The organism is Mycobacterium sp. Marseille-P9652 (assembly GCF_902652685.1).
Lineage (GTDB): Bacteria > Actinomycetota > Actinomycetes > Mycobacteriales > Mycobacteriaceae > Mycobacterium.
The window spans coordinates 247,092-269,605 of the sequence record NZ_CACRUY010000001.1 but is presented as its reverse complement, the minus strand read 5'-3'; the positions used below and the strand labels follow the sequence as shown (position 1 = coordinate 269,605).

The following is a 22,514-nucleotide window of genomic DNA, read 5'->3' as shown; positions in this document are numbered from 1 at the left end:
TCAGGAGGCCGGTTCGGGCTTCGGCAGCACTTCGGCGTTGTGCTGGCCGGGCTCCGGCGGGGGATCGGTCGCGACGGCGTCGAAGCTGGAATACCGTGCGGGCGTGCGGATCACGGTGATGGCGTCATCACCCTCCCCGACCCGCAGGGCCAGGTCGTTCTCGGCGAACAGCGGCGTGCCGACCACCTGCTTCCACGTGTAGGCCAGGCAGGCCATCAGGCCGCCCTCCTGCAGCAGGTCGACCCATTCGGCGGCGGTCTTGGCGGCCAGCGCCGATTCGAGTTCCTCGGTGAGTTCGGGATAGTTCAGCGCTCGCGCGCGCTGGTCGGCGAACCGCTCGTCGGCCAGCAGGTCGGGCCGGCCGATGATCTCGCACAGTTTGGCCCAGTGCTTGGGCACGTACGCGCTGATCACCAGGTAGCCGTCGGCCGCCCGGAACGCGTCCGACGGCTGGGTCGCGAAGCCGACGCTCTTGCGGCGCTTGGCCTTTGGCGCCTGGTCAGGTTTGGGCGCATCCGTCGGCTTGTTCAGGTGGATGGTGAGCTGGTTGGCCTGCAGCCCCACCGCGACGTCGTACATCGCCACGCGCACGACGTCGGCCACCCCGTGGCGTTCCCGGTTGAGCAGCGCGGCCAGCACGGCCTGGGCCAGGACGTGACCGCTGGCGTTGTCGACCATTTGGAACGGGATGATCTGCGGCTTGCCGTCCGGCGTGGGCATTCCGGTGGTCATGCCCGCCTCGGCGGCGACCATCAGGTCGACGCCGGGCCTGCTGCCGTGCGGGCCGTTGCCGCCGTAGGCCGACAGGCGCGCGTAGACGAGTTTGGGGTTGCGCGAACGCAAGTCGTCGGGTCCGAGGCCCATGCGTTCCATGACGCCGGGCCGGAAGCCCTCCAGGACGACGTCGGCCGTGTCGGCGAGCCGCAGTATCTGTTGCTTGCCCTCCTCGGTCGTCAGGTCGACGGTCACCGACTTCTTGCCGCGGTTGTTCGGCAGGAAATACGTTGCCAGCGGCGGGCGCCCGGGCAGGACGGCGGTGATGTGCCGGGCGGCCTCGCCGCCGGGGGCCTCCACCTTGATGACCTCGGCGCCCAGATCGGCGAGCACCTGGCCGGCCAGCGGCCCGGCGACGTTCTGGGTGAAGTCCAGGACGCGGAATCCGTCCAGGGGCCTGTGTGCCATGGGGCCTCCCTCAGCCCTCGAATACCGCGGTGCAGTAATAGTTCCTGGCGAACGGCGCCGACTCGTCGGTGGACTGCAATGGCAGTCCGGCGTCGGCCAGCAACCCGTTGATCGGCGTGCTCGCCGGCCGCCATCCGCGGCCCTCAAGGTACGTCGCCACGTCGTTGCGCTCGCCGGGGAAGCCCAGGTCGTCGAGTTCGACGTCGAGGCCGTTCTCCCGCCACTTTCCGGCCGCGGCGTTCAGCGCGTCCTCGTTGGTGCCGGAGTTCCAGAACACCTCGGCCACCAGCCGGCTGCCGCGGGCGCTGAGTGCGGTGATGTTGTCCAGCAGCCGGTCCTGGGCGTCGGCGGGCAGGAACCCGAGCAGGCCCTCGGCCGCCCAGGCGGCGGGGCGGGCGGTGTCGAACCCGGCCGCCCGCAGCGCGGCCGGCCAGTCGTTGCGCAGGTCGATCGGAACCGCCCGCACCTCGGCGGTGGGATTGGCGTCGAGCCCGGCGATGGTGACGGCCTTGAAGTCGATGACCTGTGGCTGGTCGATCTCGAACACCGTGGTGTCGTCGGCCCAGGGCAGCCGGTAGCCGCGGGCGTCCAGGCCGGAGGCCAGGATGACCACCTGGCGGATGCCCGCGTCCTGCGCCTCGGCGAAGAACGCGTCGATGTAGCGGGTGCGGGCGGCCAGGATGTCGGTCATGCGCTGCATGCCCCACGGGGCACCGGGGACGTCGACCTCGGCGGAGTCGAGTTCGCCTGCGGCCCAGCGGGTGAAGAAGTCCACACCGACGGCGCGCACCAGCGGCTCGGCGAACGGGTCGTCGATCAGGCCCGTGCGGGTGGCCCGGGCCCGCCCCGCCGCCACCATGGTCGCGGTGGCCCCCACGCTCGTCGCGAGGTCCCAGGTGTCGTTGTCGGTGCGCGCCATGGTTAGCCACAATAACGATCTGCGCGAATGTGGTCGCCGGCGAGGTTGCCCTATAGCGATATCAAGATGTGTCGGCGGCAGCGATCGGCCGTCGTTTGCTCAAACCGTCAGCCCTCCCCTCGCTACCTCTCGGAGTTGTCGGTACCCCATGTGTGGGGCAGCATCGGCGTGCTTGGTCCACCGCCGAAGTCGTCGGCGGAAAACGTGGTCAACCCCGTCGCTTGGGCACCGTCTTCCGACACCGTCCCGGCGAACCCGATAGTCCCTGCACCGAGGTCCGAGCCCACCGCCACCGGTTCGGCGGCGGGCGGTGCGCCCCAGTCCGCCTCGACCTCGACATTCATGTCCGCGAACTCGTCGCCGTAGCCGCGCTGTTTCGCCCGGCGCCGCCGGCGCGCCGCCGCCCGCTGCCGCGTCGCCGCCGCGTCGGCCGCGGCCGCGGTGTCGCCCAGCGGCGTCCTACTTCTGGCGCTGGCACCGGCCACGGCGCCGCGCCCCGAACCGACGTCGATGCCGGGCGGCCCCACGGCGTAAGGACCCACGACCGCCGGCCCACCCGCGGCGGGCGGCGGCGCCGGAGAGGCGACGGTGCTCGCCGCGGGCGCGGGAGCCGGTGTCGGCGGGGCGCCGGAGGCGACGGCCGACGCGACCGTGGTGGGAGCCACCGCGGCGGCCGGCAGCACGACGGGCGCAGCCACCGCGGGTGCAAGCGACGGCGCCACAGCGACCGGAGGTATGCCGGCCGGGCCGATCGCTTGGGCCAGCCCCGCGAGGCCGACCGCCCCGACGGGCGCCGCAGCCAGTGCGGCGGGCGCGACGAACGGGGAGAAGAGGCTGTAGGCGATGGAGGCGAAATCGTCCGGGCTCAGTACCAACAGAAACGGGTTACTCAGCGCGGCAACCGGATCCGCCAGGAACTTGTTGATGACGTTCTCCACGAAGCCCACCGGGTTCTCCAGGAACTCGAAGATGTGGTCGCCGCCGAACCCGAGATAGAGGTCCGACAGCAGGGGGAAGTGGCCCAGGAACGACTCGAATACTTCCTGGGTGTAGCCGATCGGGTCCTGCAGGAAGGCGGTGATGCTGAAGTTCTGGATCAAGTCGAGCAACGCGGACGGCAGGTCGGACAGGTTTGTCGCGGCGGCGTCCTGGGCGAGCTGTCCCGCGGTCTGGACGGCGCTGCCGACCGAATCGACCCACCCCGATACCGGGTTCACCACCGCCGGCGCCGGGGTGGTGTGCGGCGTCGACGCGACGGCCGCGCTCGAGACGGCTTCGTAAGTGGCCATCGTGGTGGCCGCCTGGATCCACATTCGCGCGTAATCGGCCTCGTTGAGGGCGATCGGGATGGTGTTGAGCCCGAAGAAGTTGGTCGCCACCAGCACCGCGTGGACGACGTGGTTGGCGGCCAGCTCGCCCAGAGTCGGCATAGCAGCCAGCGCGGCGGCGAAGGCGGCGGCTGCCGCCTGCTGCCGGGCGGCGGTCGCGGCGCTGACGGCACTGGCCAGGGTCAACCACGCCAGATACGGCGCATGAGCCGCGGCAAACGACTCGGCGCTCGGCCCCTGCCACGAACCGGCGTGCACGTTCGCCACCACCGCGGCGAGTTCCTCGGCCACGGCGGCGTACTCGGCACTCAACCCGTCCCACGCCGTCGCCGCCGCGAGCAAAGACGCCGGACCGGGACCACTGCTGAGCAACGCCGAATGCACCTCCGGCGGCGCGGCCATCCAGATGGGCGCCGTCATGGACCGCAGCCATCCCGAGACGCGCGGCGAACTCCCCAGGCGTCCAACACGCCCCGGGTCCGGATCGTGCCGGCGTGGCGGTTATCCAAGCTCCTGCCCCCACTCGGACTTGACTTAACGCCGTGAAGTTAGCATTGGGTAAGCTAACTCGGCAATGTCAGAGTGGCTGGTCGAGCACCCGGGTGACCTTCTCCGTCTCGATCCGGCGCGCCTGCAGCGACGGGTCGGGGTTGGCCACCTGCACCAGCGAGGCGCCGACGGCCAGGATCGACAGCAGGCCGTCCACCAGGTCGTCGGCTCGGGCCCACGAGGCGGTGGAGAGCACCCGGTCATCTGGCGTCAAACCCCTTGCCGCGGACGAGCTTTGGCACTCGGCCAGGATCTCGTCGGCCGACCGGCCGGCCAGCGCGGGACCCGGGTGCGGTTCGGGCACGATCTGGTCGCCGTGCACGCGGACCGCGGTCGCGTAGTCCGTCACCCCGATCGGCAGGTCGGGGACCGGGCGGCCGAACGCGTCGAGCGACAGGACGGCCACCTCACCGCCGGCCACCAGGGCGTCGGCCTCCTCAAGCCGGTCGGCCGTGCACAGCGCCAGGTCGGCCGCGCCGTCCAGCACCACCTCCGCGCCGATCCACCACACCCCGAACAGCGCCGCCGCGGTCTGCCAGTGCGCCGGCAGCAGGATCGCCACCCGGCTCGCCGGACCGGCACCCAGCTCGTCGCGCAACAGGTTGCCCGTCTTGGCCGCCCAGTTCGCCAGCGTCACCGCGGACAGCTCGATGCGCTCGCCGGACGCGTCGTCGTAGTAGGTGATGCGCGGGCCGACCGGGTCGGCCCGCAGCATCGGGTCCAGGATGGCGGCGCTGAGCGTGCTCAGTTGATGCACTCGGGTTTGTCGGAACCCGCGGTCAGGATCGGCGACGGCGGCGGCACGGTCGGGTCGGGGGCCGAGCCCGGCCCCGACGCGGCGGCGGCCATCACCTGGTTGCTCGGCCCGCCGGACAGGCCCGAGCCCGGGCCGGTGTAGTCGTTGGCCAGCACCACCCGCACCGCGCCGGGTGCCAGCGAGGCGTCGGGGACGACGGGCAGCCCGCCGAGCTCCTTGGCCACCTGCTGGGCGCCGAGGTCGTCGGTCTTGGCCGCGCGCACCTGGCTGGTCTTCACGTGGCCGCCGTCGTTGTTGCCGACGGTGCCGGTGGCAAAGCCCTTGGCGCTCAACACCTGTGACACCGACGCCGCCAGCCCGTTGATGTCGGTGTCGTTCACCACGCTGGCGGTGGTCTTGGCGGGGGTGTAGGCCAGTTCCTCGGTCTTGCCCTGGTCCTGGTCGTGCAGCAGGCCGGCCACCCACTCCTGCACCTGGTGCGGGTCCACCCGCACCACGCTCTGCATGCCGTCGTCGCTCCAGCCGGCGCCGTCGAGCACGGGGATCGTGGCGAACGCGACGTTGCCGCCGGCCAGCTTCTGCATCTGCTGCACGAAATCCATGACGTCCCAGCCCGACGAGATCACCACGGAGCGCTGCACGGCGGCCTCGAGCCGCTTGACCGTGGTGGGGCTCGACAGGGTCTGGCCCGAGATCACCCGGTGGGCCAGCGACGCCATCACCACCTGCTGGCGCACCACCCGGTCGAGGTCGCCCCGGGGGAGTTCGTGGCGCTGCCGCACGAAGCTCAGGGCCTCCGGACCGTCGAGCCGTTGCGGGCCGGCCGGGAAGTCGGCGCCCGAAAGCGGTTCGAACACAGGCTGTTTGAGGCACACGTCCACGCCGCCCAGCGCGTCGGTGATCAGCGAGAAGCCCAGCAGGCCGATCTCGGCGTAGTGGTCGACGGTGACCCCGGTCAGGTCGGCGACCGTCTTGATCAGCGCCTCGCGGCCGGCCTCGGTGCCCTGCCGCGCCGCGTCCTCGGCGGAGTCGCCGGCCTTGACCAGGCTGACGCGCTTGGCCTCCCGGGTCTGGCCGTAGACGCCGTTGATCTTCGTCTTCCCCAGGCCGGGGGCGGCGACGTAGGAGTCGCGCGGGATCGAGATCGCGGTGGCCGACTTCCCGTTGTTCGGGATGCGGATGAGGATGATCGTGTCGGTGTTGGTGGCCTCCTCGTCGCCGGCGCGCAGCGTCGCCAGCTCCTCGGCGGACAGCGGGTTGCCGTGCGCGTCGGTGCGGCTGTCGAGGCCGACGAGCAGGATGTCGATGGCGCCGTCGTCGCCGCCCTTGCCCAGCGAGGGCGCGGACATGTGGAAGATGCCGTCCTCGAACGCGCGGACGTTGCTCCAGGCGAGCCCGGTCCCGAGAACCACGACAAGGGTCAGCACAGTGGCAATCACACGAATCACACGCTGCACAGGCATCACAACAGGCTACTTGCGCCACACGCGCTTCGGGCGTAACGAGCCCCGGCGTGCCCGGGGCATGCCAAACTCGTGACCATGTCGGCGAGGATCCTGATCACGGGCGGGGGCGGGCAACTGGGCGGGCGGCTCGCCGCCATCACCACCGAGCAGGGCCGGAACGCCCTGGCATTCACCTCATCGGAGTGGGACATCACCGACCCGGCCGCCGCGCAGCGCCTCATCGAGGCCGGCGACGTGGTGATCAACTGCGCGGCCTACACCAACGTCGACGGCGCCGAGAGCGACGCGGCGGCGGCCCACGCGGTCAACGCCACCGGCCCCGAGAACCTCGCCCGGGCCTGCGCCAAGGCCGGCGCCCGGCTGATCCACGTGTCCACCGATTTCGTGTTCAGCGACGGCGACCGGCCTTTCGAGCCCAGCGACGAAACCGACGCGCGGGGCGTCTACGCGCAGACCAAGCTGGCGGGGGAGCGGGCCGCACTGGCGGCGTCCCCGGACGCTGTCGTCGTCCGAACCGCCTGGGTGTACACCGGCGGCGACGGGCGGGACTTTGTCGCGATCATGCGCCGGCTGGCCGCCGGCGACGGGCCGATCGACGTCGTCGACGACCAGGCGGGGTCGCCCACGTACGTCGGCGACCTGGCGGCCGCGCTGCTGCAGATCGCCGACGACGAGGTTCCCGGCCCTCTCCTGCACGCCGCCAACGAGGGCGCGGTCTCCCGATTCGGGCTGGCGCGCGCGGTTTTCGAGCTGTGCGGCGAGGACCCCGAGCGGGTGCGGCCGGTCAGCACCGCCCAGTTCCCGCGGCCTGCGCCGCGGCCGACCTACTCCGCCCTGGGCAGCCGCGAGTCGGCGGCCGCGGGCATGACGCCGCTGCGGCCGTGGCGCGACGCGCTGGTCGCGGCGCTGTCCGACGCCGGCGCCATCTGACGTCAACGCCGTGTCCAGCCGACCGCTACCCTCGACGCGTGACTGACGTCCTGCCGGTCGTGACGGTGACCTACTCGCCGGGGCCCCACCTGGAGCGGTTCCTCGCGTCGTTGTCGCTGGCCACCGACCGTCCGGTGAGCGTCCTGCTGGCCGACAACGGCTCCACCGACGGCACCCCGCAGACGGCGGTCGAGCGCTACCCGAACGTCCGGCTCTTCGAGACCGGCGCCAACCTCGGCTACGGGACCGCGGTGAACCGGGCGGTGGAACAGCTCGACCAGGGCCTGGAAGACGCGGGGGACTGGGTGATCGTGGCCAACCCCGACGTGCAGTGGGGCCCGGGCAGCATCGACGCCCTGCTCGAGGCGGCGGCCCGCTGGCCGCGCGCCGGCGCCCTCGGGCCGCTCATCCGCGATCCCGACGGGTCGGTGTACCCGTCGGCGCGCCACCTGCCCAGCCTGGTCCGGGGCGGCATGCACGCGGTGGTCGGGCCGTTCTGGAAGCGCAACCCGTGGAGCGCCGCCTACCGCCAGGAGCGGCTCGAGCCCAGCGAACGGCCGGTCGGCTGGCTGTCCGGGTCGTGCCTGCTGGTGCGGCGGTCGGCGTTCAGTCAGGTCGGCGGCTTCGACGAGCGCTACTTCATGTACATGGAGGACGTCGACCTCGACGACCGGCTCGGCCGGGCCGGCTGGCAGAGCGTCTACGTGCCGACGGCCGAGGTCCTGCACCACAAGGGCCACTCCACCGGTCACGACCCGGCCAGCCACCTGGCCGCCCACCACCGCAGCACGTACCTGTTCCTGGCCGATCGCCACGGGGGCTGGTGGCGGGCGCCGCTTCGCTGGACGCTGCGGGCGTCGTTGGGGGTGCGGTCGCGACTGATGGTGCGCAGCGCGCGCAGGCGCAGACTGGCGGAGGGGAGGCGCTGAATGGACAAACCACAGGTCGACGCCGTGGTGCTGGTGGGCGGCAAGGGCACCCGCCTGCGGCCGCTGACGCTGTCGGCGCCCAAGCCGATGCTGCCCACCGCCGGGCTGCCGTTCCTCACGCACCTGCTGTCGCGGATCGCCGCGGCGGGCATCGAGCACGTGGTGCTGAGCACCTCGTATCAGGCCCAGGTGTTCGAGGCGGAGTTCGGCGACGGGTCCAAGCTGGGGCTGCAGATGGAGTACGTCACCGAGGAGCAGCCGCTGGGCACCGGCGGCGGCATCGCCAACGTGGCGGGCCACCTGCGTCACGACACCGTGATGGTGTTCAACGGCGACGTGCTCTCCGGCGCCGACCTCGGCCAGATGCTCGAGTTCCACCGCAAACAGCACGCCGACGTCACCCTGCACCTGGTGCGGGTGGGCGACCCGCGGGCGTTCGGCTGCGTCACCACCGACGACAACGGTCGCGTCACCGCCTTCGTCGAGAAGACGCAGGACCCGCCGACCGACCAGATCAACGCCGGCACTTACGTATTCGCGCGCGAGATCATCGACCGGATCCCGCGCGGCCGCGAGGTGTCGGTCGAACGCGAGGTCTTCCCCGCCCTGCTGTCCGATCCCGACGTCAAGGTCTGCGGGTACGTCGACGCGACCTACTGGCGCGACATGGGCACGCCCGAGGACTTCGTCCGCGGCTCGGCGGACCTGGTGCGCGGGATCGCGCCGTCACCCGCCCTGCACGGGCATCGCGCCGAGCAGCTGGTGCACGACGGCGCCGCCGTGTCGCCCGGCGCGGTGCTGGTGGGCGGCACGGTCGTCGGCCGCGGCGCCGAGATCGGCCCGGGCGTGCGGCTGGACGGCGCGGTGATCTTCGACGGCGTCAAGGTCGAGGCCGGCAGCGTGATCGAGCGCTCGATCATCGGGTTCGGCGTGCGCATCGGCCCGCGGGCCCTGATCCGCGACGGGGTGATCGGCGACGGCGCCGACATCGGCGCGCGCTGCGAGCTCTTGCGCGGTGCGCGCGTGTGGCCCGGCGTCTCCATTCCCGACGGCGGGATCCGGTACTCGTCCGACGTGTAGGTCCGCTGGGCCGCGCCGGCCGTCACGCTGGCGTGACGCTCGGCGCCGGCTGCCACGCTAGCGTGACACTCGGCCGACCGCCCGGCCCACCAGATACTCCAGCGCCTCGTCGGAGCCTGGCGGCAGCGCATCGACGGGCCACCACCGGAGGTCCTCGGACTCGTCGCTGATCGAGATCTGCGCGCCGGGCGGCGCGTGCGCCACGAACTGCACGTCCAGGTGACGGGTGGGCACGCCCAGCGCGCAGGTGACCGGGTGGACGTGGATGGCGGCCGGCTCGGGATCGATGCGCAGGCCGTCGGTGCCGGACTCCTCGGTCGCCTCGCGCAGGGCCGCGGCGACGAGGTCCGCGTCGCCGTCGTCGCAGTGCCCGCCCAATTGCACCCAGCGGCCCACCCGGGGGTGCAGGGTCAACAGCACCCGCGAGCCGGTGTGGTCGAGCACCAACGCCGAGGCGGTCACGTGCCCCGGCACGCATTCCCGCGAGCAGGCGTCGGGTCGGGCGTGCAGGAAGGCGAGCACGGCGTGCCGCAGCGAGTCCTGGGCCGCGTCCGGCGCGCGCCAGTCGGTGAGCATCGCGATCGCCGACTCCCGAAGGCTCACGTCACTTCCTGATCAGCAGGTCGGCGACCCCCGCCGGATCGCGCGGCCCCGCTGGCTCGGCGGGGTAGCCGATCGCGATGGCGCCCAGCGGCTCCCACTCGGGTGGCAGCCCGAGCTCCGCGCGCACCAGGTCGGCGGCGAAGATCGTCGAGCCGATCCAGCAGCTGCCCACCCCGCGGACCGCCAGGGCGACCAACAGGGCCTGCACCGCGGCCCCGACCGCGACGGTGAACATGGTGTGCTCGGCGGCGGTGCGCGCGGCGTCGGGATACTCGTGCGCGCCGTCGGGCACCAGGAACGGGATGACGACCTCGGGCGCGTCGTACAGGATCTGGCCGCGCGCGACGCGCCGTTCGATCGAGTCGGCCGGCCTGCCGTCACCGGCGAGGTCGGCGCGCCACTTGTCCTTCATGCGATCCAGCAGCCGCCTTCGGGTCGCCGGCGTCTGCAGCCACACGAACCGCACGGGCCGGGTGTGGTGGGGGGCGGGCGCGGTGAGCGCCTCGGCGACGGCGCCCTCGACGAGTTCGGGTGGCACGGGCTCACCGGAGAAGCGGCGCACCGACCGGCGCAGCAGCTGCGCCTCCCGCCGCCCCATCTCGATGGCCTCGGCCGTGCCGAGCCAGAACAGGTCCTCGGTGCCGGGCCGCAACAGGTCGCGGGCCCTGGAAGGTCTCGTGCCGTCGTCGGGTACCGACAGCCCGCGCACCACCGCCACCGGCATGCCCATCAGCTTGCCCTTGACCAGGTCGGCGGCCGCGGCCACCTCGTCGGCGACGGCGACCTCGGTGACGAGCAGCTCGTTGCCGTGTGCGTCGACCGCCCCCGAATAACCGTGCAGCACAGCCAGGCCCGCGGCGCCGATCGCCGCGTCGATCTGCCCATTGCGCCACGCGCGCCCCATGGTGTCGGTGATGACCACGGCCACGTCGACGCCGAGCCGTTCGCGCAGGGCGGTGCGCAGCGCCGCCGCGCTGCCGTCGGGATCGGTGGGCAGCAGCGCCAGCTCGTCGCGGCCGACGTTGGACCCGTCCACGCCGGCGGCGGCCTGCACCAGGCCCAGGCGGTTCTCGGTGATCAGGGTGCGACCCTTGCGCGCCAGCACCCGGACCGCCTCTCCCTCGACCAGCGTGCGCCGCAGCGCGTCGCGCTCCTCGGCGTCCTGCGGCGCGGGCACCAGCCGGCCCTCGCACTTGGACAGCACCTTGCTGGTGACGACGACGACGTCGCCGTCGCGCAGCCACGGCGCGGCCGCGGCGATGGCGCCGCCGAGGTCGTCGCCGGGCCGGAACTCGGGAAGCCCGGGGACCGGGAGGATTTCGACCCGCGCTGCGGTTCCGTGCTCAGACACCGACGCCCGCCAGCTCCAGCCCGGCGCTCACCATCTCCGCGGTCGCCTTGGGGTCGCGCATCAACAGCGGCACCGAGCGCACCGCGACGCCCTCGACGTCGGCCTCGTCGCCCTCGGCGATCAGCCAGCAGTCCAGGATCCCGGTGCCGCGCCGCGCCCCGTAGTAGCGGCCGACCGCCTCGGCGGTGGACTCGACACCGACCACCTGCAGGCACGCATCGGCCATGCCGCGCAACGGCTTTCCGCCGATGATCGGTGAGTAGCCGACGACCGGGGCGGCCGCGGCGCGCAGGGCGCCGCGGATGCCGGGGACCGCCAGGATGGGCCCGACGCTGACGACGGGGTTCGAGGGCGCCAGCAGGATGACGTCGGCCTCGGCGATGGCGGCCAGGACGTCGCTTGTCGCGCTTGCCTTTTCGGCGCCGACGAACGCGAAGCTGTGGGTGGGCACCTGGGCGCGGTAGCGCACCCACCACTCCTGGAAGTGAATCGCCCGCCGGCCGCCGTCGGCCGGGTCGGTGATCACAACGTGCGTCTCGCAGCGGTCGTCGCTCGCCGGCAGCAATCGCGCGTCCGGTTGCCAGCGGTCGCACAGCGCGGTCGTGATTTGGGAAAGCGGGTAGCCCGCGTTGAGCATCTGGGTGCGCACCAGGTGGGTCGCCAGGTCGCGGTCGCCCAGTCCGAACCAGTCGGGCTGCACGCCATACCGCGCCAATTCCTCTTTGGCGTGCCAGGTTTCGTTGCGGTGACCCCACCCGCGCTCCGGATCTACACCTCCACCTAAGGTGTACATGCAGGTGTCCAGATCCGGACAGACCCGCACTCCGTGGATCCACGCGTCATCGCCGACGTTGACGATCGCCGTCAGATCGTGGCCGGAGGCGGCCGCGTCTGGGGCCTGTTGCGTACGGAACTGACCGAGCCCGAGCAGCTGTTGAACACCCAGCAGGAAACGGGCGCCGCCAACCCCGCCGACCAGAACGGTGACCTTCACACCGCCCGACAGTACCGTCGCGCTGCGGTGTTATCGGGATGTGATCGACACGCCGCGACCCCAAAACAACAGAAACGCCGAAATCTGGTCACGAGATGATATGGAAATGCGCCGAAACGCTTGACCCAGCAGGTCAACCCGTGTCTAATCACAACAGTGTCATTTCCCGGTTGGCCGGCCGATTCCGGTGTCGCAGACCGAGATTCGATCACTTGTTCGAATTGTCTGTACATCAGAACAGAGCGACTTACTCACTCTCTCCACCAAGCTGAGGAGGCGGACGACCGCATGTCTTACGAGCACCTTCGGGGCGTCATGGCAAACACATCAAACACCGTTATGAGCAGCGCCCCCACGCCGCTTCTCCGGCCGCACCTGACTGTGGTTCCTGATGTCGCAGTCGAATTCGAGCCGGAGCCGGCCCCGCCGGTCGCCGACCAGTGGCAGGACCGCGCGCTGTGCGCGCAAACCGACCCCGAGGCCTTCTTCCCCGAGAAGGGCGGCTCCACGCGGGAGGCCAAGAAGATCTGCCTGGGCTGCGAGGTGCGCCACGAGTGCCTCGAGTACGCCCTCGAACACGACGAGCGGTTCGGCATCTGGGGCGGGCTGTCCGAGCGCGAGCGCCGGCGCCTCAAGCGCGGCATCATCTGACGCGCGCGCCAAGCAGCCAAGCAGTCACGCAGTCAGTCGTCGTCGATCGTCGGGTCGATGACCGAGGGGTCGACGTCAAGGTAGATGGCGACCTGAGCCACCAAAATCTCATGCAGTAGATCGCCGAGTTCGACGGTGTCCTTGGCCCGTCGCTCAATCGGCTTGCGGAACAACACGATTCGTGCCCGCGTGGAATTGCCACGCACGTCGACACCCGCCGGGATCAACCGGGCCAGCGCGATCGGGCCGTCGGCGACCACCTCGGGCGGCCACTGGACGCTCTCCGGGTCCTTCGCGGCGATCCGCGGAATCTCGTCGACCGCCACGTCCAAGTCGGACAGTCGATCCTGCCAGCGCCGCTCGATCGGCTCGTAGGCCTCGAGCACCGCCATGTCGAACCGCTCGGCCCGGCTGCGCCACCCCGGCACGGTCGGCGGCAGGAGCGGCCCGCGCATCTCGCGGCCCCGCCGCGACCGGCGGCCAGCCGAGCGCCCCGCCCCCGGCTGCGCGCCCGATCCGCGCCCGCTTGGTTCGTCCCAAGACCGATCGCTTCGCGGAAAACCGCGCGAATCGCCCACGCGCCGATGGTAACGGTTGGACATCGCGGGTCGAACGGTTGCGCGTGTCCGGCGCTTCGGCGGCGTTTCCGCACGATAGCCTTTCGATCGTGAACGTTCCCCGTCGCTGTTGCCGGCCCGGGTGTCCGCACTACGCAGTGGCGACCTTGACGTTCGTCTACTCGGACTCGACTGCGGTCGTGGGTCCACTCGCCACCGCGCGCGAGCCCCACTCGTGGGACCTGTGCGTCGGCCACGCCGGTCGCATCACCGCGCCACGCGGGTGGGACCTGGTGCGCCACGCCGGCCCGCTGCCGATCCCCAGCAATCCCGACGAGGACGACCTCGTCGCCCTGGCGGACGCGGTGCGCGAGGGCGCCCCGGGCCGCGCCGGCGCCGCGGCACCGCGCACCGGGTTCGACGGGTACGCCGATCCGCACGTCCACCACGCCGGGCCCCACGCCACCGCACCGAGCGGCAGCGTGCTGGCCCCGCCCGAGCACCGGTCGGGCCGGCGCCGCGGGCACCTGCGCGTGCTACCAGATCCCAGCGAGTAGCCGGGCGCGGCGATCGCCGACAGGGCGCGAGCGAGGAGCCCGGCCATGCGACTAGCCCGGCCATCCGGCTAGAGCACTGCGCCGAACCGGGGGCGGATAGGCTGGCGCCCAAGAGGCACAGCAATAGATGGCGTCAGGAGGGTCCCGCATGTCTCGGCCCGCCGCGATCGTCCACCGCGTCGTCAAGGCTTATGACGTGCGCGGCCTGGTCGGCGAGGAGCTCGACGAGTCCTTCGTCGGCGACCTGGGCGCCGCCTTCGCCCGGTTGATGCGCGACGAGGGCGCGAACCGGGTGGTGATCGGCCGCGACATGCGCGACAGCTCGCCGGCCCTGGCGGCGGCGTTCGCCGACGGCGTCACCGGGCAGGGCCTGGACGTGGTGCGCATCGGGTTGGCGTCGACCGACGAGCTGTACTTCGCCTCCGGCCTGCTGGACTGCCCGGGCGCGATGTTCACCGCGAGCCACAACCCGGCCGCCTACAACGGGATCAAGCTGTGCCGGGCCGGTGCCAAGCCCGTGGGCGCCGACACCGGGTTGCGCGTGATCGCCGACCAGCTGATCGCCGGGGTCGAGCCGTATAACGGCCTGCCCGGCGCCGTCGCCGACGCCGACGTGCTCGACGACTACGGCGCTTTCCTGCGCTCGCTCGTGGACACCTCCGACCTGCGCCCGCTGCGGGTCGCGGTAGACGCGGGCAACGGCATGGCCGGGCACACGGCGCCCGCGGTGCTCGGCGCGATCGGCTCGATCACCCTGCTGCCGTTGTACTTCGAGCTCGACGGCTCCTTTCCGAACCACGAGGCCAACCCGCTGGACCCGGCGAACCTGGTGGACCTGCAGAACTTCGTCCGCGAGACGGGCGCCGACATCGGGCTGGCCTTCGACGGCGACGCCGACCGCTGCTTCGTCGTCGACGAGCGCGGCCGGCCCGTGTCGCCGTCGACCGTGACCAGCCTGGTGGCCGCGCGGGAACTGAGCCGGGAGATCGGCGCGACGATCATCCACAACGTGATCACGTCGCGCGCCGTCCCCGAACTGGTCACCGAGCGAGGCGGCACGCCGCTGCGCTCGCGGGTCGGGCACTCCTATATCAAGGCGCTGATGGCCGAGACGGGCGCCATCTTCGGCGGGGAACACTCGGCGCACTACTACTTCCGCGACTTCTGGGGCGCCGACTCGGGGATGCTGGCGGCGCTGTACGTGCTCGCCGCCCTCGGCGAGCAGGACCGGCCGCTGTCGGAGCTGACCGCCGACTACCAGCGCTACGAGTCCTCCGGCGAGATCAACTTCACTGTGGCCGACGCGGGGCGGTGCGTGGACGAGGTGCTCAAGTCGTTCGGCACCCGCATCCACTCCATCGACCACATCGACGGGGTGACCGTCGACCTCGGTGGCGGCAGTTGGTTCAACCTGCGCAGCTCCAACACCGAGCCGCTGCTGCGGCTCAACGTCGAGGCCCGCAGCGCCGAGGACGTCGACGCGCTCGTCGGCCAGATCAGCAGTCAGATTTCAGCGACCGCGGCGCAAACGGCGCACGCCGAGGCGGCGCCGTGAGCGACACCCGCGTGATCGACCTGGAGGACACCGAGGGCCTGCTCGGCGCCGATCGGGACGGTCTGCTGCGGGCGGCGTCGTCGGCCGGCGCGCAGGTGCGCGCAATCGCCGCGGCCGTCGACGAGGGCGCGCTCGACGCGCTGCGGACGGGCGACCGACCCCGCAGCATCATCTGGGTCGCCGGGCGGGGCGCGGCCGAGAGCGCCGGCGCCATGCTCTCGGCGACGCTGGGCGCCGCGGCGGCCGAGCCGGTCGCGTTGCTCTCTGAGGCGCCGCCGTGGGTGGGGCCGCTCGACGTGCTGGTGGTCGCCGGCGACGACCCCGGGGACCCCGCGCTGGTCAGCGCCGCCTCGATGGGGGTGCGCCGCGGCGCGCGCGTGGTGGTGGTCGCGCCGTTCGAAGGTCCGCTGCGCGATTCCACCGCGGGCCGGGTCGCCGTTCTCGCGCCGCGGCTCTGGGTTCCCGACGAACTCGGGCTGTGCCGCTACCTCGCCGCCGGGCTGGCGACGCTGCAGACCGTCGACCCCCGCCCGAACGCCGGCCAGGACCTCGCTTCGCTGGCCGACGAGCTGGACGCCGAGGCGCTGCGCAACAGCGCGGGTCGCGAGCTGTTCACGAACCCGGCCAAGACGCTGGCCGCGCGCATGGCGGGCCGTCGGGTGGCGCTGGCCGGCGACTCCGCCGCGACCCTGGCGCTGGCCCGGCACGGCAGCTCGACCCTGCTGCGGATCGCCCACGAGTCGGTCGCAGCCACCGGGCTGGCGGACGCGGTGGTCGCGCTGCGCGGCATGGCCGGCGCGCCCGCGGTGGACGCCCTCTTCCACGACGAGGAGATCGACGGACCGCTGCCCGAGCGGCTGCGGGTGCTGGCGCTCACGTTGTCCGACGAGCGGACGGTGGTGGCCGCCCGCGTCGCCGGGCTCGACGACGTCGACCTGCTCTCGGCCCAGGACGTGCCCGAGGTGACGGAACCCGGCGAGGCGCCCCCGGACGCGGCCGCACCCGCAAGCGCCGGCGCCGGTGCGGGGCGCCCCGAGCAGCAACTGGCAGTATTGGCCGTTCGGCTGGAGATGGCGGCCGTTTACATGCGACTGGTGCGGGGATAGATAGACAAGTGGAGTTGCTTCGCGGGGCGTTGCGCACGTACGCGTGGGGATCACGTACGGCGATCGCGGAATTCACCGGACGCCCGGTTCCGGCGGCCCATCCGGAGGCCGAGCTGTGGTTCGGCGCGCACCCCGGCGACCCGGCCTGGCTGGAGACCGACGAGGGCGAGATCTCGCTGCTGGCGGCGCTGACCGACGATCCGGAGGGGGAGCTCGGCTCAGGGTCGCGTGCCCGCTTCGGTGACGTGCTGCCGTTCCTGGTCAAGGTGCTGGCGGCCGACGAGCCGCTGTCGCTGCAGGCGCACCCCAGCTCCACCCAGGCGCTGGAGGGCTACCTGCGCGAGGAGCGGCTCGGCATTCCGGTGAACTCGCCGATCCGCAACTACCGCGACACCTCGCACAAGCCGGAGTTGCTGGTGGCGCTGGAGCCGTTCGAGGCGCTGGCCGGCTTCCGTCAGGCGTCGCGGACCACCGAGCTGTTGCGGGCGCTGGCCGTCTCCGACCTCGACCCCTTCATCGAATTGCTCAGCGACCAGTCCGACGCCGACGGCCTGCGCGCGCTGTTCACCACGTGGATCACCGCGCCCCAGCCCGACATCGACGTGCTGGTGTCCGCGGTGCTGGACGGCGCGATCCAGTACGTCAGTTGCGGCGCAACGGAATTCGCCGCCGAGGCGAAGACGGTGCTGGAGCTGGGCGAGCGCTACCCCGGCGACGCCGGGGTACTGGCGGCCCTGCTGCTCAACCGCGTCACCCTGGCCCCCGGGGAGGCCATCTTCGTGCCGGCCGGCAACCTGCATACCTACCTGCGCGGCTTCGCCGTGGAGGTGATGGCCAACTCCGACAACGTGTTACGCGGCGGGCTGACCCCCAAGCACGTCGACGTGCCCGAGTTGCTGCGGGTGCTCGACTTCACTCCGAGCGCCGAGTCCCAACTGCGCCCGCGCGTCCACCGCGAGGGGTTCGTTCAGGTCTACGAGACGCCCGCCGACGAGTTCGCGGTCGCGCTGCTGACGCTCGAGGGCGAGTACCTCGGCCACGAGGTCGACGCGTCCTGCAGCCACGAGGGACCGCAGATCCTGTTGTGCACCGAGGGTTGCACCACCGTGCACGGCAAATCCCGTTCGCTCACGCTGCAGCGGGGGATGGCGGCCTGGGTGCCGGCGGACGACGGGCCGATCCGGCTGGTCGCCCGCCAGCCCACCACCTTGTTCAGGGTGACCGAAGGGCTGTGACGGCCTCCGGCCGCGGCGATCCGTTGCGCCGGGCCTCGCGGCGCTCGCGCAGCCACAGCCGCATGTTGTGCCGCATGGTGCGGCCGACAATGCTCAGCGGCGGCACCATATAGAGGCTGTCCAGCAGCGAAAACCGCCGCAAAAACCATTCCGCCAGAACGGGTTCCGTCTCGGCGGCCCCCAGGAACTGGTCGAACAGCGCCGCCGACGGCCGCCACCACCAGGGGACGGGCGCCTTCGTCTTCGCATGGTGGAAGTGGACGTCGGCGATGCCGTTCATCATCCAAATTGGATAGGTAGTCCGGGCGGTCGCGCCGTTGAGCACGGCGGCCAGCTGGTGATCCGGGAACCCCAGCGCCCACTTCAGGTGACCGGCCTGCAGCGAGGTCATCGTCATGCCCTGGCCGAAGGTGGGGTTGAAGCTGGCGACGGCGTCGCCGAGCGGGACGATGCCGCCCGGGAAGCGCTTCATCTTGTGGTATCGCCGCCATCTGCTGGCCGGGAACGCGTGATACGCCGGTTCGCCGATGGGCTCCGCTTGGGCCATTGCCGACGTAAAGTGCTCGGGCAGCAGCTCTTTGGCCAGCGCCAGCATCTCGGGCCACGTCCGTGGCGGCTTCTCGTTCGCCACCCCGAACGTCGTCAGGACCCAGGTGCGGTCCTCGTAGAACAGCATGCCCAGCCCCAGCGACTGGTCGTGGGAGGCGCCGGCGACGACGACCTTCTCGGCGACGAGGCCTTCCGGCATGCGGAATCGGTGGGTGGCGTAGTGAATCCCGATGTCGATGGTCTGCTCGACGGGCCGCTCGTAGCCCCACTGCTCCAGCCACACCGGCAGCCTGGTGCCCCGGCCCGCGGCGTCGACGACGAGATCGGACGGCACGAACTCCGGCTCACCGTGATTGTCGGAGGGGTCCAGCAGGACGCCGGTGACGAGCTCGCGGGGCGCGTCGAACCGCGGCTCGGCGACCGAGCGCCGCACGATCTCGACGTTCTCGATCTTGGCGACGCGGTTGCGGATCTGCCACTCGAGCTGCGGCCGGCTGGGCACGTAGGCGGTGAACTCGTCGCGCAGGGTGTGCCCCGTGCCCAGGACGTGGCCGGCAGCGCCCAGGTAGATGCAGTCCGGGCGGTTCTCCAGCATCGGGACGCCGCAGGCCACCATGTCGTCGAGCAGGCCGGGGAACAAACCCTCGAACTCGGCCGCCCCGCGGGCCATCAGCAGGTGCAGGTGTTGGCCCTGCGGCACCGCCGCGCGGTTGTCCGGCGTCGAAGGCAGCTCGTCGCGTTCGTAGACCGTGACCCGGGAGAAGGTGTCCGACAACACCCGCGCGGCGCACAGGCCGGCAAGGCTCCCGCCGATGACGACCGCGTGCTCTCTGGTGTTCGCTGCGCTAACCCCCATGCCCGCAGCGTACCCAGTACTGTGCGGTCAGCTGACCAGGAAGGGGCGGGGCGGATGGCGAACAAATGGCGCACCAAGTCGGTCGAGCAGTCGATCGCCGACACCGACGAGCCCGACACCCGCCTGCGCAAGGAGCTGACCTGGATCGACCTCGTCGTGTTCGGGGTCGCCGTCGTGATCGGCGCCGGCATCTTCACCGTCACCGCGTCGACCGCCGGCGACATCACGGGCCCGGCCATCTGGATCTCGTTCATCATCGCCGCGGTCACCTGCGCGCTGGCCGCGCTGTGCTACGCCGAGTTCGCCTCCACCCTCCCGGTGGCGGGCAGCGCCTACACGTTCTCCTATGCCACCTTCGGCGAGTTCCTGGCCTGGATCATCGGCTGGAACCTGCTGCTGGAGCTGGCCATCGGCGCCGCCGTCGTCTCCAAGGGATGGTCGAGCTACCTCGGCTCGGTGTTCGGATTCGGCGGCGGCACAATACAATTGGGCTCGATTCAGCTGGACTGGGGCGCGCTGTTGATCGTGGCGGTGGTGGCGACGCTGATCGCGCTGGGCACCAAGCTGTCGTCGCGGTTCTCCGCGGTGGTCACGGGGATCAAGGTGACGGTGGTGGTGCTGGTCGTTGCCGTCGGCGCGTTCTACATCAAGCGCTCGAACTACTCGCCGTTCATCCCCAAGCCCGAAGCCGGGTCCGACGCCCGTGGCATCGACCAGTCGGTGCTGTCGTTGCTGACCGGGGCGCACGGCAGTCATTACGGCTGGTACGGCGTGCTGGCCGGGGCGTCCATCGTGTTCTTCGCGTTCATCGGGTTCGACATCGTCGCGACCATGGCGGAGGAGACCAAGAACCCCCAGCGCGACGTCCCCAAGGGCATCCTCGCGTCGTTGGGCATCGTGACCGTGCTCTACGTGGCGGTCTCGGTCGTGTTGTCCGGCATGGTCTCCTACACGCGGCTCAAGACGGTCCCCGGTCGGGGTCACGCCAACCTGGCCACCGCGTTCTCCGACAACGGCATCGGGTGGGCCAGCGAGATCATCTCGATCGGCGCGCTCGCGGGGCTGACCACCGTGGTGATGGTGCTGATGCTGGGGCAGTGCCGGGTGCTGTTCGCGATGGCGCGCGACGGCCTGCTGCCGCGGGGGTTGGCCAAGACCGGCTCCCGGGGCACGCCGGTCCGCATCACCGTGCTGGTCGCGGTGCTGGTGGCCCTGACGGCATCGGTGTTCCCGATCGCCAAGCTCGAGGAGATGGTCAACGTCGGAACGCTGTTCGCGTTCGTCCTGGTGTCGGCCGGCGTCCTGGTGCTGCGCCGCACCCGCCCCGACCTCGAGCGCGGCTTCCGGGCGCCGTGGGTGCCGGTGCTGCCGATCGCCTCGATCTGCGCGTGCCTGTGGCTGATGCTCAACCTGACCGCGCTGACCTGGGTCCGGTTCGGCATCTGGCTGGTGATCGGGACCGCGATCTACGTCGGCTACGGCTACCGGCACTCGGTGCAGGGCCGACGCATGGCCGGCAAAGCGGCAGCCTGAGCCCGCGATCACCCCGGGCTCATTCGAGCCTGCATCCACGGCGGCGGAATCCGCCGCAATCGCGACGTGGCCGCAGGTTCGATGCCGTCAGCGCAGGATCGACGCCCACCGTGAGCGGCAGCCGTCGGCCTATTGGTTTACAAATGGAGGCTCTGTGTCTAGACAGGAGACGCAGAGGACGGTATTGTCCAATCTCAACGTGGTGTGACTCACAAGGAGGTTTGGCATATGACCACACTGGACCGGTTGCCCGAGAGCCAGGACGTCTGGCGCGACAAGAAGCGCCACCTGTGGCTCATCGGGCTCATCCCGCCGACGGCGCTGTTCGTCATGCTCCCGCTCGTGTGGGGGCTGAACCAGCTCGGCTGGCACGCGGCAGCTCAGGCGCCGCTGTGGATCGGGCCGTTCCTGGTTTACATCCTGCTGCCGATGCTGGACATGCGCTTCGGCCCCGACGGACAGAACCCGCCCGACGAGGTGATGGAACGGCTGGAGAACGACAAGTACTACCGCTACTGCACCTACATCTTCATTCCGTTCCAATACCTGAGCGTGGTGCTGGGCGCCTACCTGTTCACCGCCCCCCACCTGAGCTGGCTCGGCTTTGACGGCCCGTTGGGCTGGGCGGGCAAGCTCGGCGTGGCGCTGTCGGTCGGCATCGTCGGCGGCGTCGGCATCAACACCGCTCACGAAATGGGCCACAAGAAGGAGTCGCTCGAGCGCTGGCTGTCCAAGATCACCCTCGCGCAGACCTGCTACGGCCACTTCTACCTCGAGCACAACCGCGGTCACCACGTGCGGGTGTCGACCCCGGAGGACCCCGCGTCGGCGCGCTTCGGCGAGACCTTCTGGGAGTTCCTGCCGCGCAGCGTGTTCGGCAGCTTGCGCTCGGCGCTCGGGTTGGAGGCCCAGCGGATCCGCCGGCTCGGCAAGAACCCCTGGAACCCGCTGACCTACCCCCGCAACGACGTGCTCAACGCCTGGGCGATGTCGCTGGCGCTGTGGGGTGTGCTGATCGCGGTCTTCGGCCCGGCGCTGATCCCGTTCGTCGTCATCCAGGCGGTGTTCGGCTTCTCCCTGCTCGAGGCCGTCAACTACCTCGAGCACTACGGACTGCTGCGGCAGAAGAACGCCAACGGCCGCTACGAGCGCTGCGCGCCGGTGCACAGCTGGAACTCCGACCACCTCGTCACCAACCTGTTCCTCTACCACCTGCAGCGGCACAGCGACCACCACGCGAACCCGACCCGGCGCTACCAGACGCTGCGCAGCATGGACGGCGCCCCCAACCTGCCCAGCGGGTACGCGTCGATGATCTCGCTCACCTATATCCCGCCGCTGTGGCGCAAGGTGATGGACCACCGGGTGCTGGACCACTACGACGGCGACATCACCAAGGTCAACCTGCACCCGCGGCTGCGCACCAAGCTGCTCGCCAAGTACGGGGTGCCGGCGTGATGGCCACCTACCGGTGCCCGGGCTGCGGCTACGTCTACGACGAGGCCAAAGGCAATGCCCGCGAAGGGTTTCCCCCCGGCACGCGGTGGGAACAGGTCCCCGACGACTGGTGCTGCCCGGACTGCGCGGTGCGCGAGAAGGTCGATTTCGACGAAGTAGGAGCAAAGACATGAGTGACTACAAGCTGTTCCGCTGCATCCAGTGCGGCTTCGAGTACGACGAGGCCCAGGGCTGGCCCGAGGACGGGATCGCGCCCGGCACCCGCTGGGACGACATCCCCGAGGACTGGAGCTGCCCGGACTGCGGCGCTGCGAAGTCGGACTTCGAGATGGTCGAGGTCGCCCGGCCGTGAGCGCTACCCTCACGCCT

Annotated in this window: 21 protein-coding genes and 1 pseudogene; 12 read left to right on the top strand and 10 right to left on the bottom strand. The window is 71.2% G+C overall.

From position 1 onward, the window contains the following. The 5 genes from GPY60_RS01075 to GPY60_RS01055 form a co-directional block, all read right to left on the bottom strand. Positions 1–1,182 carry a CoA transferase gene (locus GPY60_RS01075; protein ID WP_156685703.1) on the bottom strand — a complete coding sequence of 394 codons (1,182 nt, stop codon included), beginning with the start codon at positions 1,180–1,182 and terminating at the stop codon, positions 1–3. A 10-nt stretch (positions 1,183–1,192) separates the two neighbouring features. After that, complete coding sequence (locus GPY60_RS01070; protein WP_156685702.1) at positions 1,193–2,101, bottom strand: class I SAM-dependent methyltransferase; 909 nt, start codon at positions 2,099–2,101, stop codon at positions 1,193–1,195. 122 nt (positions 2,102–2,223) lie between these two features. Continuing rightward, positions 2,224–3,849 (bottom strand): PPE family protein, encoded by a 1,626-nt coding sequence (locus GPY60_RS01065; protein WP_156685701.1) that lies wholly within the window; start codon positions 3,847–3,849, stop codon positions 2,224–2,226. A 157-nt stretch (positions 3,850–4,006) separates the two neighbouring features. Next, positions 4,007–4,735: a TIGR03089 family protein gene (locus GPY60_RS01060; protein ID WP_197283492.1), complete on the bottom strand. Its 729-nt coding sequence runs from the start codon at positions 4,733–4,735 to the stop codon at positions 4,007–4,009. Further along, positions 4,723–6,201, bottom strand: coding sequence for an LCP family protein (locus GPY60_RS01055; protein WP_370462630.1), 1,479 nt, complete (start codon positions 6,199–6,201; stop codon positions 4,723–4,725). The genes GPY60_RS01060 and GPY60_RS01055 overlap by 13 nt, the downstream gene beginning before the upstream one ends. Before the next feature lie 75 nt (positions 6,202–6,276). Here GPY60_RS01055 and rfbD point away from each other — a divergent pair. The 3 genes and pseudogenes from rfbD to GPY60_RS01040 all read left to right on the top strand — a co-directional run bounded on the left by rfbD (position 6,277) and on the right by GPY60_RS01040 (position 9,140). Then, positions 6,277–7,177, top strand: a pseudogene (gene rfbD, locus GPY60_RS01050) (dTDP-4-dehydrorhamnose reductase). Continuing rightward, positions 7,170–8,060 carry a glycosyltransferase family 2 protein gene (locus GPY60_RS01045; RefSeq protein WP_156685699.1) on the top strand — a complete coding sequence of 297 codons (891 nt, stop codon included), beginning with the start codon at positions 7,170–7,172 and terminating at the stop codon, positions 8,058–8,060. The pseudogene rfbD and the gene GPY60_RS01045 overlap by 8 nt, the downstream one beginning before the upstream one ends. Beyond that, the gene (locus tag GPY60_RS01040) at positions 8,061–9,140 is read left to right on the top strand and encodes a sugar phosphate nucleotidyltransferase (protein WP_156685698.1); all 1,080 of its coding nucleotides are present in this window, start codon (positions 8,061–8,063) and stop codon (positions 9,138–9,140) included. 57 nt (positions 9,141–9,197) lie between these two features. Here GPY60_RS01040 and GPY60_RS01035 read toward each other — a convergent pair whose 3' ends face one another. From GPY60_RS01035 to cofD, 3 genes are read right to left on the bottom strand one after another with little or no spacing between them, the layout of a single operon-like run. Then, positions 9,198–9,743 (bottom strand): NUDIX hydrolase, encoded by a 546-nt coding sequence (locus tag GPY60_RS01035; protein ID WP_156685697.1) that lies wholly within the window; start codon positions 9,741–9,743, stop codon positions 9,198–9,200. A gap of 1 nt (position 9,744) precedes the next feature. Further along, a complete protein-coding gene (locus GPY60_RS01030) occupies positions 9,745–11,094 on the bottom strand; it encodes a coenzyme F420-0:L-glutamate ligase (protein ID WP_156685696.1) in 1,350 nt (449 codons plus the stop codon). Beyond that, entirely contained in the window at positions 11,087–12,088 is a 1,002-nt protein-coding gene (cofD, locus tag GPY60_RS01025) for a 2-phospho-L-lactate transferase (RefSeq protein WP_156685695.1), read from the bottom strand. Before cofD ends, GPY60_RS01030 begins: the two co-directional genes overlap by 8 nt. A gap of 315 nt (positions 12,089–12,403) precedes the next feature. Here cofD and GPY60_RS01020 point away from each other — a divergent pair, with 315 nt between their 5' ends. Next, positions 12,404–12,739: a WhiB family transcriptional regulator gene (locus tag GPY60_RS01020; protein WP_156685694.1), complete on the top strand. Its 336-nt coding sequence runs from the start codon at positions 12,404–12,406 to the stop codon at positions 12,737–12,739. Between the two features lie 32 nt (positions 12,740–12,771). Here the strand turns inward: GPY60_RS01020 and GPY60_RS01015 are convergent, their stop codons facing one another. After that, positions 12,772–13,194, bottom strand: a complete 423-nt coding sequence (locus GPY60_RS01015) for a metallopeptidase family protein (RefSeq protein WP_156685693.1) — start codon at positions 13,192–13,194, stop codon at positions 12,772–12,774. 212 nt (positions 13,195–13,406) lie between these two features. Here GPY60_RS01015 and GPY60_RS01010 point away from each other — a divergent pair, with 212 nt between their 5' ends. The 4 genes from GPY60_RS01010 (at position 13,407) to manA (ending at position 17,749) form a co-directional block, all read left to right on the top strand. Beyond that, positions 13,407–13,853, top strand: a complete 447-nt coding sequence (locus tag GPY60_RS01010; RefSeq protein WP_197283491.1) for a DUF3499 domain-containing protein — start codon at positions 13,407–13,409, stop codon at positions 13,851–13,853. Between the two features lie 148 nt (positions 13,854–14,001). Then, positions 14,002–15,408 (top strand): phosphomannomutase/phosphoglucomutase, encoded by a 1,407-nt coding sequence (locus tag GPY60_RS01005; RefSeq protein WP_156685691.1) that lies wholly within the window; start codon positions 14,002–14,004, stop codon positions 15,406–15,408. Beyond that, positions 15,405–16,514 carry a TobH protein gene (locus GPY60_RS01000; protein ID WP_156685690.1) on the top strand — a complete coding sequence of 370 codons (1,110 nt, stop codon included), beginning with the start codon at positions 15,405–15,407 and terminating at the stop codon, positions 16,512–16,514. Before GPY60_RS01005 ends, GPY60_RS01000 begins: the two co-directional genes overlap by 4 nt. A gap of 8 nt (positions 16,515–16,522) precedes the next feature. Next, a complete protein-coding gene (manA, locus tag GPY60_RS00995; protein WP_156685689.1) occupies positions 16,523–17,749 on the top strand; it encodes a mannose-6-phosphate isomerase, class I in 1,227 nt (408 codons plus the stop codon). On the opposite strand, the gene GPY60_RS00990 is transcribed toward manA, so the two are convergent. Next, positions 17,727–19,154, bottom strand: coding sequence for an FAD-dependent oxidoreductase (locus GPY60_RS00990; RefSeq protein WP_156685688.1), 1,428 nt, complete (start codon positions 19,152–19,154; stop codon positions 17,727–17,729). The two genes, manA and GPY60_RS00990, sit on opposite strands and share 23 nt — an antisense overlap. A 54-nt stretch (positions 19,155–19,208) precedes the next feature. Here GPY60_RS00990 and GPY60_RS00985 point away from each other — a divergent pair, with 54 nt between their 5' ends. From GPY60_RS00985 to GPY60_RS00970, 4 genes are all read left to right on the top strand, one after another. Next, positions 19,209–20,687: an amino acid permease gene (locus tag GPY60_RS00985; protein WP_156685687.1), complete on the top strand. Its 1,479-nt coding sequence runs from the start codon at positions 19,209–19,211 to the stop codon at positions 20,685–20,687. 228 nt (positions 20,688–20,915) lie between these two features. After that, positions 20,916–22,145, top strand: a complete 1,230-nt coding sequence (locus GPY60_RS00980) for an alkane 1-monooxygenase (protein WP_156685686.1) — start codon at positions 20,916–20,918, stop codon at positions 22,143–22,145. After that, complete coding sequence (locus GPY60_RS00975; protein ID WP_156685685.1) at positions 22,145–22,318, top strand: rubredoxin; 174 nt, start codon at positions 22,145–22,147, stop codon at positions 22,316–22,318. Before GPY60_RS00980 ends, GPY60_RS00975 begins: the two co-directional genes overlap by 1 nt. Then, positions 22,315–22,497, top strand: a complete 183-nt coding sequence (locus GPY60_RS00970) for a rubredoxin (protein WP_156685684.1) — start codon at positions 22,315–22,317, stop codon at positions 22,495–22,497. The genes GPY60_RS00975 and GPY60_RS00970 overlap by 4 nt, the downstream gene beginning before the upstream one ends. Positions 22,498–22,514 lie beyond the last annotated feature (17 nt).